Below are 15,445 nucleotides of genomic sequence, written 5' to 3'. Positions count from 1 at the left end.
AAGAAAATAGTACATTCGTTTTTCATTATTTTGATGCAAAAATAGGTTAATTATATAGCTTTTGGCAAAGACAGAAAAAAAGAAGGTAACTCCTTTAATGAATCAGTACAATACCATCAAGAAGAAATATCCTGATGCCCTCCTACTGTTTCGCGTTGGTGATTTTTACGAGACATTTGGAGATGATGCTATAAGGGCCTCACAAATATTGGGGATTACCTTAACTCATAGAAATAATGGTGGCGAAAAAACCGAACTAGCAGGTTTTCCACACCATTCAGTAAATACTTATTTACCTAAATTGGTCAAAGCAGGCCTGCGTGTTGCTATTTGCGATCAATTAGAAGATCCTAAACAAACCAAAACTATTGTAAAACGTGGTGTTACAGAATTGGTAACCCCAGGTGTTGCCTTTAATGATGATATTTTAAATGCAAAAAGCAATAATTTTCTTGCTGCCGTACACTTTGGAAGAAAAGGTATTGGGGTTGCTTTTTTAGATATCTCTACAGGAGAATTTCTAACTTCTGAAGGTAATGAAGACCAAGTAGACAAACTACTACAGAACTTTGCCCCTAATGAAATTTTAGTTTCCAAATCCAATAAAAAAGAATTTTTAGAAACTTTCGGAAAGCAATTCCACACTTTTTTTATGGAAGATTGGGTTTTTCAGGATGATTACGCTGTAGAAACGCTCACCGATCATTTTAAAACTAAAAGTTTAAAAGGTTTTGGCGTTGATCATTTAAGTCTCGGAATCACCGCAGCTGGCGTAGCCTTGCATTACTTAACTGAAACTCAACATCGCAAACTGCAACACATTAGTAAATTAGAGCGTATTGCAGAAGAAGAATATATTTGGATGGATCGTTTTACCATTCGTAATCTTGAATTATATCACGCAAATAATAGCAATGCCATTACCTTACTTGATATCATAGACAAAACAATATCTCCCATGGGAGGTAGAATGCTTAAGCGCTGGCTAGCATTACCATTAAAAAATATTGAGAAGATTAAAAGAAGACATGAGGTGGTTTCCTATTTAAAAGCAAATGAACCTACACATGCTAAATTTCAAAATCATATTAAACAAATTGGAGATTTAGAGCGATTAATTTCTAAAGTTGCTACTGGAAAAATAAATCCAAAAGAAGTCATACAATTAAAAAATTCTTTAGAAGCTGTTGTTCCTATCAAACAACTCTGTATCCACAGTGAAAATGAAGCCGTTAAATTTATTGGAGACCAATTACATGCTTGTGACTTATTGCGTTCTAAAATAAAAGAGATGATTCATGAAGAAGCTCCCGTAAACATGCTCAAGGGCATTACTATTGCCAAAGGGTATTCTGAGGAATTAGATGAACTACGAGGACTGGCTTTTTCTGGAAAAGATTACCTAAATAAAATGCTAGAACGAGAAACGGAACGCACTGGTATTAGCTCTTTAAAAATAGCTTCAAATAATGTTTTTGGATATTACATCGAAGTTCGCAATACACATAAAGATAAAGTACCTGAGGAATGGATTCGCAAACAAACCTTAGTAAATGCAGAACGCTATATTACGGAAGAGCTAAAAGAATATGAAGGTAAAATCTTAGGGGCAGAAGAACGTATTTTAACTTTAGAGCAACAACTCTTCTCGCAACTGATCATGTGGATGCAAGAATATATAGCTCCTGTTCAAAATAATGCATTCCAAATTGCACAATTAGATTGTCTTTGCGGATTTACTCAATTAGCTAAAGAAAATACCTATGTATTACCCAACATCAATGATTCTACAGAAATTGAAATCACGAATGGAAGGCACCCTGTTATTGAAAAGCAACTTCCTTTGGGAGAAATTTACATTGCAAATGATGTTATTCTAAATAGAGAGGAGCAACAAATCATCATGATTACCGGTCCAAATATGAGTGGTAAGTCGGCTATATTAAGACAAACCGCACTTATAGTTTTACTGGCACAAATGGGAAGTTTTGTTCCTGCTGAAAGTGCTAAAATAGGTTTTGTAGATAAGATATTTACTCGCGTTGGCGCAAGCGATAACATCTCTATGGGAGAATCTACATTTATGGTTGAAATGAATGAAACCGCTTCTATCCTAAATAACCTCTCTGAACGTAGCTTAGTGCTATTAGATGAAATTGGCAGAGGAACTAGCACCTATGATGGTATTTCTATTGCCTGGGCTATTTCTGAATACCTACACGAACATCCTGCGCGCGCAAAAACGTTATTTGCTACCCATTATCATGAAATTAATGAAATGGCTACCACGTTTGAACGTATTAAAAATTACAACGTTTCTGTAAAAGAACTTAAGGACAATGTACTTTTCTTACGCAAGCTTACGCCAGGCGGTAGCGAACATAGTTTTGGAATTCATGTCGCCAAAATGGCTGGAATGCCGCAACAAGTGATAGCGAAGGCAAATAAAATCCTGAAAAAATTAGAAAAATCGCATTCAAGCGAAGAATTAACAGGAAAATTAAAAGATGCCCAAGAAGAAATGCAATTAAGTTTCTTCAATTTGGATGATCCTTTGCTGCAGCAAGTGAAGGAAGAAATTACACATTTAGACATAAATACCCTTACTCCAGTGGAAGCTTTGATGAAATTGAATGAAATTAAACGTCTTTTAACTAAAAAAGAAAATGCTTAAGTAAAAAATTAAAAAAGCTAAATAGCTGTATTTTAATACATAGCAAACACACAAAAGCAGTTAATTATTTTTTTTTATTCTTTTCTGCTTTTTTCCTTTGGTTTTTATAGAATTATATTAAATTTGCATCCGCATTTGGAACGAATGTGAAGTTCTTTTAAATAAAACATCAACTGCGAAAGTAGCTCAGGGGTAGAGCATCACCTTGCCAAGGTGGAGGTCGAGGGTTCGAATCCCTTTTTTCGCTCTGTATTAAATAGTATATTTGTATACTGTTTAAACAATGATCCTAGCCATAGCGGCAAATAGGCTCGAGTGGTGGAATTGGTAGACACGTTGGACTTAAAATCCAATGGACATTAGTCCGTGCGGGTTCAAGTCCCGCCTCGAGTACAAGAACCCTTGTTAATCTTATGATTTTCAAGGGTTTTTTATTTTAACTAATCAACATTTAGTCAACCAATTAAATATAATGTATTTCTAGACAAGGTAAATAGCAAATAAATTAACACAAACACTCAATCTTACTATACCCAATATTTCATGTTAATATATTAAGAATATAATCGACCAATTCCCGTAAAGCATGATTAACTTTAAATAATAATAGAAGGAGAAAAAAAATTATATTTGTTAAATACAAAATAAACAGGATGAGTCAGTATAACGAAACTAAATTTACTCTAATAAAAAAATGGTTCAAAAGAAACTTGACTTGGGTGTATTTTACAATAGCAATCATCTTTATTCTATTTCCAAATACAAGCTTCTCACCTTTCTCTAATTTATGGAATGGAGTACTCGAAAAAATTGGATTTGTTGGATTAACTTCAGGAGTATTTGCTAGTGTTCTAAAATCAATTCAGTTTACTGGTTTATTTCAAGAGGAATTAACAAAAATAATATCGGGAAGTGAATTCCTGAACAACAGGAAAGATCTTCCTGAGTTGTGGAAAAAAATATCAAAATCAATTTGTGCACAAAAATTTCCCGAAATCAGTGATTTACTAGAGGACAGAATACTGACATCGTATTTTCCTTTGAATAAAAATCACTACAACGAAGACTTAATCGTATCAATTGTAATTCATGATATAAATGATGATTTTGTTATTAACTACACGCAGACTATCGAATATAATGCAATATTAGACTCCGAGAAAAACGAATCGACCATTGCATACACAGACACTATAACTGACAACCAAGGGGTAGAAGAAAAAAATGAATTGCTATCTTTTAAAATAGATGGCATAGAATCTAATCTAGATGAAATAAAAAAAGAGAAAATAGAGGAAGGTAAAAAAATTTACTTCCATGAAATCCCAATAAGCGGCAAAAAAAAATTTAAAATTTTTCTTAAGGTAAAGAATACATACTCCCTAAAAGGTGAAAATGTAAAATTATTGAGATTTAACACCATTACTAGAAATGTTGATGTTATAATATCACACAATAAAAATATAGATGTTTCGTTTTTCAATGTAGGACTAGTAAACGATTTTGTACCAATACATACAGATTTAGAAAACACCATAAGCAGAAGACATAGAGACGACTTAATTTTACCAAGACAAGGTTTTGGTTTGAGTTTTAACAAAAGATAAATAGTTAATAAGTATTTATATTATATATTTGTTACATAGAATTACAAATTTAGTTAATCAACAAAAGAAAATAGATATGGCAACACAAAGAGCAATTATCAACGGTAGTGATGGATTAATAGGTTAATTAAGTCCTAAATTATATAAAAAGCCCAATAAAATTAATTTTATTGGGCTTTTTCATTTTCACACATTATTAACTAATATAATAATTTATGCATTCAAATGTTTAATACATTTCTCTTTCGAATTATTGAATAGCCTACTAATCAATTTATGAAATATTTCATTCGAAAATTCACCAATTAAAAGCTTTTCAGAACCATGCCGGATATCGTTTAAAAACGGCATGCACCCCTTGATTTGCCCTTCTATTTTCTTAAAGATTTCTCGATTCTCAAAAATCAATTTTCTTTTTTCTATCTCCTTAATATTCATGATTTCATGATTTATAATATTCCATTTACAATGTCCTCAATATCATTTTTTTGTGTTTTTTATATTTTTTCATAAGTCAAAGAATTCACAATTCTTTCAATTTCTTCTTTACTGACTTTTTCTGATTCCTTCATGATTATTACTGTTATTAAGATTTTTTTTATAGCTTGATTAGCATCTCACAATTCAGACACAGTAATCTGCTATATTTTTAAACTAGAATAATCTCTATATTTTCTATAGTGCGCATAATGTCACATACCCACTTTCAAAAACTTAAATTTCATATTTATCGAGATCGATACCAAGTCTTTCTGCCGTCTTTCTTCTAAATTCATCACTTGCCCCTGATTGGTCTGATTGTCCTGAACTGTTATTTGATTTTTTTTCATTTGCTTTCATAATTAATTGATTGAACTTTTCACGCAACTTTGAAGTTGAAAGGATGTTTGATTTCCAAAATTCACCTTCATTGCTTTTTAAAAAATTAAAAACAATAGTCAATTGATCTTTTGAAACACTATCATTTTCCATCATCAACCGGATAGGATTTACATAAGCTATGAATTTTGCTTTTTCCTGATTTGAAGCAGAAGCACCTTTTTCTTTTTGATTTTTAATAAACAAATTTCTGTAAGTGTTTTGACCCCTATAAAACAAGAGTAATCTTTTAAATTTCGATTATAGCTTAAGCTGTTATTTTTTTCATTAGAATTAGGTGTTTATCAGCGTTCCATTTTTCCATTGGTGTAATACGCCCTAAGAGCCCATGTAACCTAGTATTGTTGTAAAAAGTCACATACCTTTTTAAGATTTGTTCAATTTGCCCAAAACATGTGTAATCCACTCTTTTAAAAATTTCTTTTTTTAGTATTCCATGATAGGCTTCTATATGCGCATTTTCTTCTGGTGTGGCTATATGTGTAAATTCTTGCTGAACCCCAATTAGTCCAAGGTATTCACGTACATTATTTGCAATAAACTGACTACCGTTGTCACTTCTAATAACAACGTTATCAGGGTATTGGTATTCTGCAAACAACTCTGATAAAAACGCTATCACCTTATCCTGTTTAATAGAAAAAGAAAAATAGTCTTTTAATATTCTACGAGTATGTACGTCTATGATGGATAATAAATAAGCGTTTTTACCCACATTAGGAATCCATACCATCTTTATATCCATCTCTAAACATTCCATTGGTCTTGAGGTATTTACTTTTCTGAATTTTACAAATTTACGCCCAGAACCACTCCTGTTTATCCGATTCTCTAGTTTTAGCATTCCCTGTTCTTTCATAATTCTGTAGAGCTTTTTATGATTAATCAGGTATGCTTCTTTTTTTAAGTAAGAAGTCATTAATCGGTAACCACAATCTATAAATTCATGACTTAAAATCTCTTTTATAGAAGCAATAAGAGCGTCTTGATTAACCCAACCTCTAGATTTATGATAGGTGAGTTTACTAGGAGTATTACCCTTTTTACCAAAACTGGGAGTACGGTAATAGCTACTATGAACCATCCCTACCATATTAATTATGTTGGTTTTACTAATTTTATGCTTGCTATAAACAGCATTCACTAAATCTTTCTTGGATCGGACGTTCCAAACTTTTTTTTTAAAAGTTCTCGTTGTACTTCTAATTCAATTTCCTTATTGCTTAGAAGCTTACGTAGTATTCGGTTTTCTTCTTCTGCCTGCTTGTGTTCTTTACTTTTAGTATCATAGATGACTTTTAAGCCTGCTTCTCCTTGACTCTCATGTTTCTTCTTCCAACTATAAAAAGTACCTGTACTAACTCCGTATTTACGACAGGCTTCTATGATGCCGATCTCTTCTGAACTAGAGAGAATTTCTAACTTCTGATCTAAGGTCCATTTCTTGTATTTCATATCTCAAATATATTAAGTTTGAAATTTAAAAGATCACTCCGAACTTATTAGGGGCTAAACTAGTAAGCTTCAGCTATTTGAAAATAAGACTTCAATTTTTCTTCTTCCAAGTCTGAAATTTTAATTTCTGACATAAGAGAATTGTTATATTGTTCTTTGTTATATTGTTCCTTGTTCTTTTGTTTATCTATTATGGTAGTTTCAACAGCATTTTCAAAAGTATATTCATTGGTAACTGCATTGATATTAGCTTTGTCAATAGCACTGGTATTTACGTTGGTAATTTTTCCTAATGCTATTTTCCTGCTTACATAAACATTTTTAGATTTTTGAATTTCAATGATAAATTCATGTTCAATTAATTTGTCCAATGCTTTTTTATAAGTCTTGTAACTATTAATCTCTAAAGCCTCCATGGTAGCGTCAGTTGGTAATCCAAAAATTTCTTTCTGACCAACCCTATTCCATAAATCAACTATGTAGAAGAACATTTCTGCATGAATGGATCTTAATTGCATTGGATTATTGGATTTGTAGTTAAACCAACTTCTAGTGAGATTGTAACCATTGAGGACCGACTTACTTGCGTCATTTTTTTTATTACTTGCCATTATCGGTATTATTTTTAGTTATTAAGAGTGCGTTAGCACTAAGATACCAGGCACTGAATCCTGTAACTTTACAAGGCTTCTTCTCAACTTCATAAAGTAATCCCTTTAATTCAAGATCACGCTTGTAGCGGCAGACGGATTTTTGAGGAACTCGCGTTGCCTCAGAAACCATTGTTGCAGTTGCAACATTATTTTGAAGATAGTGAAAGATGGTTTTTAATTGTGTGGTTTTTTCTATAGCTTTGTTCATAGCTAAATTTGTCATAAATTGTCATAAAAGACGAAATATCAAGAACCTCAACTGTTGCTCAATCAGTTGAGGTTTATTTTTGTAGTGAAGTCATAGCTTCTTCAATTTCATGAAGCTTATAGTAAATTCGACCTTCTAATTGGTATGATTTTAATGTTCCTTTTTTGGTCCAATTAAAAACTGAACTTACATTTATCTGCAGCAAGTTTGCCACATCTTCTCGAGTGAGGTATTTAATAGGTTCAACGACTTCAGGAGGCTTTACAACCCCTCTGATTTCAATAAGGATTGCTTCAAGTGAGGTTATTTTTTGATCGAGAATTTGAAATGGATTATCCATTAGACACCTCCTTTTTGTTTGAAGCAATCTGTTCAATATATTTTTTACAAAAAATATATCCAGTTGAATGTTGAGGATTTAAAGGCTTCAACTTTCCGGTCTCAACCCTTTTTGCAATTGTTCGTGCAGTTACACCCAGTAGCATTGAAACTTCCTTCGTATTTAAATAGGACATTTTGAAATAGCACTATTGCTATGTATTGTTGCGCAACTTTAAAAAAGATGCTGAAATATTCAGTACCTGAGTATGTAATTCAGGATTTTAGAAGAACTCTAATTATTTAGCAAAACTAAAGAATTATAATATAAAACTCTAATTTCGGAAGCATATTTATTCGCTTATTGCATTTTTAACAACCGTCATATTACCCTCTTTTTTCTCTCTTAATGTTTGTAAAGTATAGAAATCTGCTATTTGCTGTGCATAATCAAGTGATCCTTTACCAATGTAATTGAGAAACATTTTTTCTGTACTATGGGCCGTAATTCGCATTATTAATGCCGTTGGCAATACACCGTATAAGTTTGTAGCAAATGAGCGCCTACAAACGTGTGATGTCATCAGTTCATACTTAGGATAAAGTCCATTGACTTTCCGCTTCACCCCTTTCTCGAGATAATTACCATTAACATCTTTCAAAATCTCTTTACCATTTGAATCAACCATCATAATCTTACCACCTTTTACAAACTCATCAATACTCGCTAATCTGCACACTTCCTTTATTTTTTCATTCAGTCTTTGTAAGGAAATTTGATGAGGCAACCCACTTTCAAGTATTTCTTTGGTAGTAGGCAATACCGGAATAGTAACATCCTTACCTGTTTTTTGCTGTTTCAACTCGATAACATCTAAACCATTTCTATTGATGAAATTATCATTTGATAGACTTAATAGATCTCCTCCTCTTTGGCCAATGCTACACCCAAGAAGAATCCATTTACTGACATTTATTAAAGATTCATGCATGAAAATTGTACTCTTTATTTTCAATAATTCGTCAGGGTTTAAATAAAGAATATTTTCATTTTTTGGTTTACCTCCTTTCACCTTTTTCAATTGCAAACTAGTTTCAATACCATAAATACCCGCATCACTACATACTGTTTTCAAATCATCTATCTTTTTTCTAGCATAACCTTCAGAATAATTTTTTTCTGTTAGCATCCAGTTTAAGAAATCTTTACCAAATTTTATATCCACATCTTTGACTTTAAAAAACTTATTGCCCTGGTAAATTTTAATAATGTTAAGTAAATTTTTATATGAATTTATTCTGCTTTTTGAAAGACCTATACCCTTTTGAGAATTTTCTCTAGTATTAGCAGTATCAATTACGTTGACAATGGAATCTGTAAGCAACTCACTTATACCGTTTTCAGATTTCCTCTTGAAATATACTTCAATGCAGTGTTGCAGCCATTCTCCGTTGATTTCAGCACCTTTGGCATTAGAATCATTAAACTTATCTATAACTACTACAGCAAGTTTTTGCAGCTGACTAGATGTATTTTTATTACTTGGAGTAGTTTGTTTAGGCAAGGATGTATTGGAACTCCAATCAGAAAAATTAATAAATAGGCCAGTTTTTCTTCTGATCACTAAATTTCTATTGATTGACAACCTTAAATAAATTGGTGAGTTATCTTTTTTACTTTGGAGTTGAAATTTAACTGTAGCCATTATTAATAAAATTTGATTGTACAAAAATAAGATCAAAATAATATTTAATCAACATTTAGTCAACCTATTTTAAGATCATTTAAACTTTATTAGATGTCGTTATGAGATTTCACATATTGAAAATATACAAATATTTCTTATTTTAATAAGCTTACCAGCATTTTTTAAAGAGTTTGAAGAAATATTAAATTCAATACCTTCAAGTCCCGCCTCGAGTACAAGAACCCTTGTTAATCTTATGATTTTCAAGGGTTTTTTATTTTTATACTATGATATGATGGACTATTTACCTTCCTTTAATCGAGAAAGCATTAACTCCATTAACTTATTTGCACTTACTTCTCCTTTTTCTTTAATAAAATCTCTAGGCGTATTATCCCCTATTTCAAACACTAAAGCTTCTGCCTCATGGGCTACAAAAAAATAATTTTTAGACACTGCCGTGGGTTGTAGTTTGTCGCTAGACTTAATGTTTGGGTCATAGCCTGGTAAATCTGCTTTTACTGCAGTTAGCCAATCAGGGACTAAACCTGGCATATTCCCTTCGTATTTAGAATCAATAGTATAATAAATATCATCCCAAGTGGAATGAAAGTCGATACCAAAATAAAATTTACCTTCCGTTTCTTTTTCTTTCGCTACCATAAAATCTCTAACCGCACTTGTTTCTGGCTGATTAAAATTAGCCCAATCTCTATTTAAATCTATACCCCCTAGATTGTGCCTCCAATGTCCATTATCTACACCATCTGGATTCATTAATGGAACCACAAATACGCCGAACTTTTTTCTGAATTTTTGGGCCAGCTTACTATCTGAAGTAAGCGTTTCTACAAAAGCTTTCATTGCCAAATACCCCGTTACTTCAGGAGGGTGTTGCCTAGAAATAATCAGGATCATGTTTTTTGAATCTGCCTTCCCTATAGACAAAAGCCCCATATCCCTTCCTTCTTTACTTTTTCCAATACTGCTATAAGTAATATCCTTTTTAGTAGTTAAGTCCGTTGCCCATTCTCGTACGCTAGCAGAAGTTTCCAATTCTTGACCTGCAACCCATAGCGGCTTATTGCTAACACTCAACTTTAAAGTTACCGATAACGGCAAGGAGCCCATACCAAAATCAGCATTACCTTTTTCGTAAGCGGTATAATTAGTACTGTCTAAAACCTCCCAATTCTCACCATCATCACTTAATTTAGGGTAATACCTATGCTTAATACCCTCTTGATAGGTAAGTGTAACATTTATTTGTTTTGGCTCCTTAGAGGCTACTTTAAACGCATACCACGGACTAATATTTATAGGTGTATTCTCTGAAGTAATTAAAGCGATAAACGTACTATCATTTTCTTTAATGATTCCGTTCAATCGCGCTCCATCGAAATCATTAGAAAAAATAACATCACTATCTTTAAAAGTGAAGTTTCCTTTCCATTGTTTTTGGGTTGGCTTAGCATCTGTGGGTACAATTACCGTTTCTCCCTGTCCTGCATATACTGTTGCTTTTTTTACATCTTGTGCCTGAAGAAAAATAGTGCTGATACAAGTAAATAGAAAAATAAATTTCCTCATTTTTAAATAGTCTTAAAATTATTTCTTCTTAAAAATACAAGAAAAATTACGTAAGCATCCATTATATCACCTGAATTCAGAATAAGATAATTAAAGGAATTTTTATTTCAATAATCATAAATACACACAAGGATAAAAAGTAAATCCCGTGCCTTACATTATTCACGACAACATCTATCAAATACAATCAATTTCACGTATTACTAGATCCATTTATTCACTTTAAGTTCCTACATATACAAGTTATCTTAAAAAAGAATTGAAAATGACAGGGCGAACTATTATTTTTGCCAATTACAACCTCATCATATTATCATTTAAAAACATATGCTAAATCAAGAAACCAATAAGGTTTTTAAAATAATTCCTATTTTACTTTTCTTACTGGGAGGCTTTATTCATGCGCAAGGGCAAAACCTAACGCTAGTTCAAACGCCAAATTTTTCAGATACCACAGCAACTAATTGGCAGTCTTTTAAATATGATTTAGGCAGCGTTTTTGGAGGGGTTGGCTATTCCTATACAAGACCGTTGCATTGGAAAGGAAAACAATGGGGAACTTTTGGTACCGTTATCGCCGGAACAGGTGTATTGTATATTTTTGATAAGGAAACTTCCGAGTTTTCTATAAGGCAAAAAGAAGGGATTCCACAATTCATAAGAGATTATGGCAGTGAATTTGGAAGTCCGCAATACAATTACATGTTTACAGGAGGGCTATACCTAACAGGCTTATTTACTAAGAATGAAAAACTGAGACGTACTGGAGTTTTATTGATTGCTTCTGCCACTTCTGCAGGATTGCTACAACAGTTAACTAAATCTCTTGTGGGTAGAGCACGCCCTGTAAGTGGAAAAACTAAAGATACTTTTGACCCCTTCAATCCAAGCAGAAATTTCCATTCTTTTCCTTCTGGCCATACCATGTTAGCTTTTACAAATGCTTACGCTATAGGTAAACAGTTTAAAAATCCATGGGTAAAAGCAGGGATTTACACGGTAGGCTTAATTCCAGGAGTATCTAGAATGTGGGACGGACAGCATTGGTTAACCGATGTTGCTCTAGGTGTCGCTATTAGTATTTTTACAGTAGAGTCTATTGATCGTTACTTAGACAATCGATACAGTGAAAAATATAATGATCAAACAAAAAAGGTAAGTTGGAACTTAGATCTGGGGCCTGGAACTCTAGGCGTTGTAGCACGCTTCTAGTTTTACTAGCTATAGAAAGCCTTTATAGCTTTGGATTTATGACCAATATATTTTATACGCTAAAAATTATCAAATAGTTTTACTGCCCTATGCTGGAAGAACTTATTAAAATAGATAAAGAGCTTTTTTTATACCTAAATGGGCTGGGCACACCTGTATGGGATGGATTTTGGGTGTATTTATCGCGTACTTTAAGTTTTATCACCATCCCCATTTATTCTTTGTTATTATTTTACACGTATCGAACGTTTGGACTTAAGAATACCGCTTATATTTTAGCTGCACTTATCCTATTACTCCTTGGCACAGAACAATTATCCATAATTTTTAAAAATAGCGTAGCACGATTAAGACCTTGCCATGATGATGCGATAAGGGATCTAGTAAGGAATGTAAAAAATCATTGTGGAGGCAAGTTTGGTTATTTTTCGGCACATGCTGCCAATTCATCTGCACTCGCCAGCTACTTTAGCGTTGTTTTTTTTAGAAAAAATAAGCTAGTGCTCTTTCTTTTAGCTCCATGGAGCTTACTTGTTTGCTATAGTCGCATATATCTTGGAGTTCATTTTCCGTTAGATGTCCTAACAGGCTTAAGCTTCGGTGTATTTTTCGGTTGGTTATTTGCAACTTTGGTTCAAAAGCTAAAAATATTTAAAAACGTATAATGATTATTTAACGCGTCAGAAATTAGCCTTATATTGAAAATAAAAAAACTTAAAAGAGTATTCATTTAAAGTTTTTTATAGCTACCTTATCTGAATTTGCCTTTAGCAAGGTTTAGAAACAACAAACTAATTGCTCTTAAAGACTACATTTGACACCAGAAACAATTGATTGCAAAGACTACAAAAATAGCCAACAGACGCAAAGAAACATCCCTTATCTTCATACTCGCATCGAGGTATTAAGTAATGCTATCACAATTCCATATATTTAAAACTCATACTGTTTTAACTATTAAACATATTCCTTAAATTTTAAATTATATACCAAAGAAACTAAACATGAAAATTGTAATTCTATCTGCAAATCAAAACTTATATTCCACAAAAAGACTTGTTGAAGCCGGTGAAAAAAAAGGCCATGAAATGCTTGTCATTAATCATACAAAGTGCGACTTGGTCATTGAAAAAAAGAAACCTGGCATCATTTACAAAGGAGAAGAGATCACCAATGTAGACGGAGTCATCCCTAGAATTGGCGCTTCAGTGACATTTTACGGAACCGCAGTTGTGAGACAATTTGAAATGATGAAGGTCTTTACTGCTACAGAATCTCAAGCCTTGGTTAGGTCAAGAGATAAATTAAGAAGTTTACAAATTTTATCTAGAGCTGGTTTAGGCTTACCAAAAACAGTTTTTAGTAACTACTCTAAAGAAGTGAGTGGTATTGTAGACAAAGTAGGGGGCGCTCCTTTAGTCATTAAATTATTAGAAGGCACTCAAGGACTAGGAGTCGTTTTAGCAGACAACCGTAATTCTGCAGAATCTATACTAGAAGCTTTTAATGGATTGCAAGCAAGAGTTATTGTGCAAGAATTTATAAAAGAAGCAAAAGGCGCAGACATTAGAGCCTTTGTAGTCGATGGTGTAGTCGTAGGCGCTATGAAAAGGCAAGGTAAAGAAGGTGAGTTCAGGTCTAATTTACATCGCGGTGGCTCTGCCAATATTATTGAGTTGACAGATGAAGAGGAAAATGCCGCATTAAAAGCTGCCAAATCATTAGGATTAGGAATTGCTGGTGTTGATATGTTGCAATCTGCTCGCGGACCGTTAATTTTAGAAGTAAATTCTTCTCCGGGATTAGAAGGAATTGAAACTGCCACAGGAAAAAATATTGCAGGACATATTATTAAATACGTTGAAAGAAATGCCGAATAAAAAAGTAAAGATTTTAGGCCAAGTAGTCTTACCAGGTGAAACACACCAATTATCTTTAAACATAGCAAAATTACATACAGGATCAACTATAGAAGTCCCCGTTATTGTATCTAGAGGTAAGCAAGCCGGCCCAACAATACTACTTACAGGAGGTATTCATGGCAATGAAATTAATGGCGTTGAAATAGTCCGAAAAATTATAGCTGAGAGATACCATATTCCAACAGCTGGAATGGTCATCTGCATCCCTGTTGTAAACGTATTCGGATTTTTAAGTCAGACGCGAGAATTCCCAGATGGTCGAGATTTAAATCGGGTATTTCCAGGTAGTCTCCGGGGTTCATTAGCTAGTAGATTTGCCTACCATATCGTAAAAGAAATTGTGCCCAACATAGATTACTGTATTGATTTTCATACCGGAGGCGATCGTCGTTTTAATGCACCTCAAATCCGAATTGGTAAAAATGACATAAAGAGTCTTGAACTAGCAAAAAAATTTGGTACTCGTTTTATTATTGCATCAGCTAAAAGAGAAAAATCTTTTAGAGAAACACTTTACAAGCTTAATAAAAAAGTATTGCTATTTGAAGGAGGTAAGTCTTTAAACATAAACAATGAAGTTTCCAAAATTGGACTAACAGGAACGCTTAGAGTTATGCAAGAATTAGGGATGCGTAATTTTCAAAAGGAAATAGCCCTCTTAAAATCCCCTGCTGAGACAACGTATTTGGTCGAGGATTCAGCATGGATTAGAGCGAAGTTTTCTGGACTTTTCCACCCAACAGTTCAACTGGGTCAATATGTAAACATAGGTGATAATCTAGGGAGCTTATCAGATCCTTTCGGGTATTTTGAGAAAAAACAAAAAGCAACTTTTGCAGGTCACGTGATATGCGTGAATCAATCTCCTATTGTAAACCAAGGTGATGCCATTGTTCATATAACCAAAAGTGAAGTGAAGTTAGACTAACTTCATTCTAAAAATATTCTTAGACACAATAAAGGCTCAAGAAAAAATTTCTTGAGCCTTTATATGTAAATACCGAAAAATTGTTACAACACAAGCTTTCCATTTAAACGTTTATCAATTTTACGCTTAATTACGGTCAAACGTTTCATAACGTCCATCAACTCAGTATCCTTACTTTCCTTGTATATTTCATTAAGTGCTAATATCAAGGTTTTAACTTCTCTTGAAGCTTCTACTCTATCGCTCGTTGTCATTCCTGACATCTTTCGCCCTTCAAATTCTAATGCTTTTTCTAATACATCCATAGCTAC

General features: G+C 33.1%; 15 protein-coding genes and 2 tRNA genes. 8 read left to right on the top strand and 9 right to left on the bottom strand.

The genetic code is table 11. The features are described from left to right. Positions 1-61 precede the first annotated feature (61 nt). The 4 genes from mutS to GQR94_RS11335 all read left to right on the top strand — a co-directional run bounded on the left by mutS (position 62) and on the right by GQR94_RS11335 (position 4,281). Entirely contained in the window at positions 62-2,674 is a 2,613-nt protein-coding gene (gene mutS, locus GQR94_RS11350) for a DNA mismatch repair protein MutS (protein WP_233268283.1), read from the top strand. A 175-nt stretch (positions 2,675-2,849) separates the two neighbouring features. After that, positions 2,850-2,921, top strand: a tRNA-Gly gene (locus GQR94_RS11345). A 62-nt stretch (positions 2,922-2,983) separates the two neighbouring features. After that, positions 2,984-3,067, top strand: a tRNA-Leu gene (locus tag GQR94_RS11340). Positions 3,068-3,327: 260 nt separating this feature from the next. Further along, positions 3,328-4,281, top strand: a complete 954-nt coding sequence (locus GQR94_RS11335) for a hypothetical protein (RefSeq protein WP_158975607.1) — start codon at positions 3,328-3,330, stop codon at positions 4,279-4,281. Between the two features lie 714 nt (positions 4,282-4,995). On the opposite strand, the gene GQR94_RS11330 is transcribed toward GQR94_RS11335, so the two are convergent. The 8 genes from GQR94_RS11330 to GQR94_RS11295 all read right to left on the bottom strand — a co-directional run bounded on the left by GQR94_RS11330 (position 4,996) and on the right by GQR94_RS11295 (position 11,072). Then, complete coding sequence (locus tag GQR94_RS11330; protein WP_158975606.1) at positions 4,996-5,346, bottom strand: hypothetical protein; 351 nt, start codon at positions 5,344-5,346, stop codon at positions 4,996-4,998. Between the two features lie 61 nt (positions 5,347-5,407). Further along, positions 5,408-6,304 (bottom strand): IS3 family transposase, encoded by an 897-nt coding sequence (locus tag GQR94_RS11325; protein WP_233268281.1) that lies wholly within the window; start codon positions 6,302-6,304, stop codon positions 5,408-5,410. Then, a complete protein-coding gene (locus tag GQR94_RS11320) occupies positions 6,304-6,615 on the bottom strand; it encodes a transposase (RefSeq protein ID WP_158973676.1) in 312 nt (103 codons plus the stop codon). The genes GQR94_RS11325 and GQR94_RS11320 overlap by 1 nt, the downstream gene beginning before the upstream one ends. A gap of 59 nt (positions 6,616-6,674) precedes the next feature. Further along, the gene (locus GQR94_RS11315; RefSeq protein ID WP_158975605.1) at positions 6,675-7,226 is read right to left on the bottom strand and encodes a hypothetical protein; all 552 of its coding nucleotides are present in this window, start codon (positions 7,224-7,226) and stop codon (positions 6,675-6,677) included. Next, complete coding sequence (locus GQR94_RS11310; RefSeq protein WP_199271477.1) at positions 7,216-7,476, bottom strand: hypothetical protein; 261 nt, start codon at positions 7,474-7,476, stop codon at positions 7,216-7,218. The genes GQR94_RS11315 and GQR94_RS11310 overlap by 11 nt, the downstream gene beginning before the upstream one ends. A 73-nt stretch (positions 7,477-7,549) precedes the next feature. Then, positions 7,550-7,816: a helix-turn-helix domain-containing protein gene (locus GQR94_RS11305; protein ID WP_158975604.1), complete on the bottom strand. Its 267-nt coding sequence runs from the start codon at positions 7,814-7,816 to the stop codon at positions 7,550-7,552. A gap of 331 nt (positions 7,817-8,147) precedes the next feature. Then, on the bottom strand, positions 8,148-9,500 hold the full coding sequence (locus tag GQR94_RS11300) for a site-specific integrase (RefSeq protein WP_158975603.1): 1,353 nt from the start codon (positions 9,498-9,500) through the stop codon (positions 8,148-8,150). A 282-nt stretch (positions 9,501-9,782) separates the two neighbouring features. Continuing rightward, entirely contained in the window at positions 9,783-11,072 is a 1,290-nt protein-coding gene (locus GQR94_RS11295) for a M14 family metallopeptidase (protein WP_158975602.1), read from the bottom strand. A 327-nt stretch (positions 11,073-11,399) separates the two neighbouring features. Between GQR94_RS11295 and GQR94_RS11290 the strand changes: the two genes are divergently transcribed. From GQR94_RS11290 to GQR94_RS11275, 4 genes are all read left to right on the top strand, one after another. Next, positions 11,400-12,284 (top strand): phosphatase PAP2 family protein, encoded by an 885-nt coding sequence (locus GQR94_RS11290; protein WP_158975601.1) that lies wholly within the window; start codon positions 11,400-11,402, stop codon positions 12,282-12,284. Positions 12,285-12,373: 89 nt separating this feature from the next. Further along, positions 12,374-12,949 (top strand): phosphatase PAP2 family protein, encoded by a 576-nt coding sequence (locus GQR94_RS11285; protein ID WP_158975600.1) that lies wholly within the window; start codon positions 12,374-12,376, stop codon positions 12,947-12,949. Between the two features lie 339 nt (positions 12,950-13,288). Continuing rightward, positions 13,289-14,164, top strand: a complete 876-nt coding sequence (rimK, locus tag GQR94_RS11280; RefSeq protein ID WP_158975599.1) for a 30S ribosomal protein S6--L-glutamate ligase — start codon at positions 13,289-13,291, stop codon at positions 14,162-14,164. Continuing rightward, positions 14,154-15,134 carry a succinylglutamate desuccinylase/aspartoacylase family protein gene (locus tag GQR94_RS11275; protein ID WP_158975598.1) on the top strand — a complete coding sequence of 327 codons (981 nt, stop codon included), beginning with the start codon at positions 14,154-14,156 and terminating at the stop codon, positions 15,132-15,134. The genes rimK and GQR94_RS11275 overlap by 11 nt, the downstream gene beginning before the upstream one ends. An 83-nt stretch (positions 15,135-15,217) precedes the next feature. On the opposite strand, the gene GQR94_RS11270 is transcribed toward GQR94_RS11275, so the two are convergent. Beyond that, positions 15,218-15,439, bottom strand: a complete 222-nt coding sequence (locus tag GQR94_RS11270; RefSeq protein ID WP_158979576.1) for a hypothetical protein — start codon at positions 15,437-15,439, stop codon at positions 15,218-15,220. Positions 15,440-15,445 lie beyond the last annotated feature (6 nt).

It is taken from the genome of Cellulophaga sp. L1A9 (assembly GCF_009797025.1).
GTDB lineage: Bacteria > Bacteroidota > Bacteroidia > Flavobacteriales > Flavobacteriaceae > Cellulophaga.
Note: the sequence above shows the minus strand (reverse complement) of the source record. Positions and strands in the feature narration are given on the sequence as shown.

Bases quoted from the DNA above. Each gene is read 5' to 3' on its own strand.
- GQR94_RS11335 (WP_158975607.1), top strand. From the start codon at position 3,328: ATGAGTCAGTATAACGAAACTAAATTTACTCTAATAAAAAAATGGTTC.
- GQR94_RS11320 (WP_158973676.1), bottom strand. From the start codon at position 6,615: ATGAAATACAAGAAATGGACCTTAGATCAGAAGTTAGAAATTCTCTCT.
- GQR94_RS11315 (WP_158975605.1), bottom strand. From the start codon at position 7,226: ATGGCAAGTAATAAAAAAAATGACGCAAGTAAGTCGGTCCTCAATGGT.
- GQR94_RS11310 (WP_199271477.1), bottom strand. From the start codon at position 7,476: ATGAACAAAGCTATAGAAAAAACCACACAATTAAAAACCATCTTTCAC.
- GQR94_RS11305 (WP_158975604.1), bottom strand. From the start codon at position 7,816: ATGGATAATCCATTTCAAATTCTCGATCAAAAAATAACCTCACTTGAA.
- GQR94_RS11300 (WP_158975603.1), bottom strand. From the start codon at position 9,500: ATGGCTACAGTTAAATTTCAACTCCAAAGTAAAAAAGATAACTCACCA.
- GQR94_RS11295 (WP_158975602.1), bottom strand. From the start codon at position 11,072: ATGAGGAAATTTATTTTTCTATTTACTTGTATCAGCACTATTTTTCTT.
- GQR94_RS11290 (WP_158975601.1), top strand. From the start codon at position 11,400: ATGCTAAATCAAGAAACCAATAAGGTTTTTAAAATAATTCCTATTTTA.
- GQR94_RS11285 (WP_158975600.1), top strand. From the start codon at position 12,374: ATGCTGGAAGAACTTATTAAAATAGATAAAGAGCTTTTTTTATACCTA.
- rimK (WP_158975599.1), top strand. From the start codon at position 13,289: ATGAAAATTGTAATTCTATCTGCAAATCAAAACTTATATTCCACAAAA.
- GQR94_RS11275 (WP_158975598.1), top strand. From the start codon at position 14,154: ATGCCGAATAAAAAAGTAAAGATTTTAGGCCAAGTAGTCTTACCAGGT.
- GQR94_RS11270 (WP_158979576.1), bottom strand. From the start codon at position 15,439: ATGGATGTATTAGAAAAAGCATTAGAATTTGAAGGGCGAAAGATGTCA.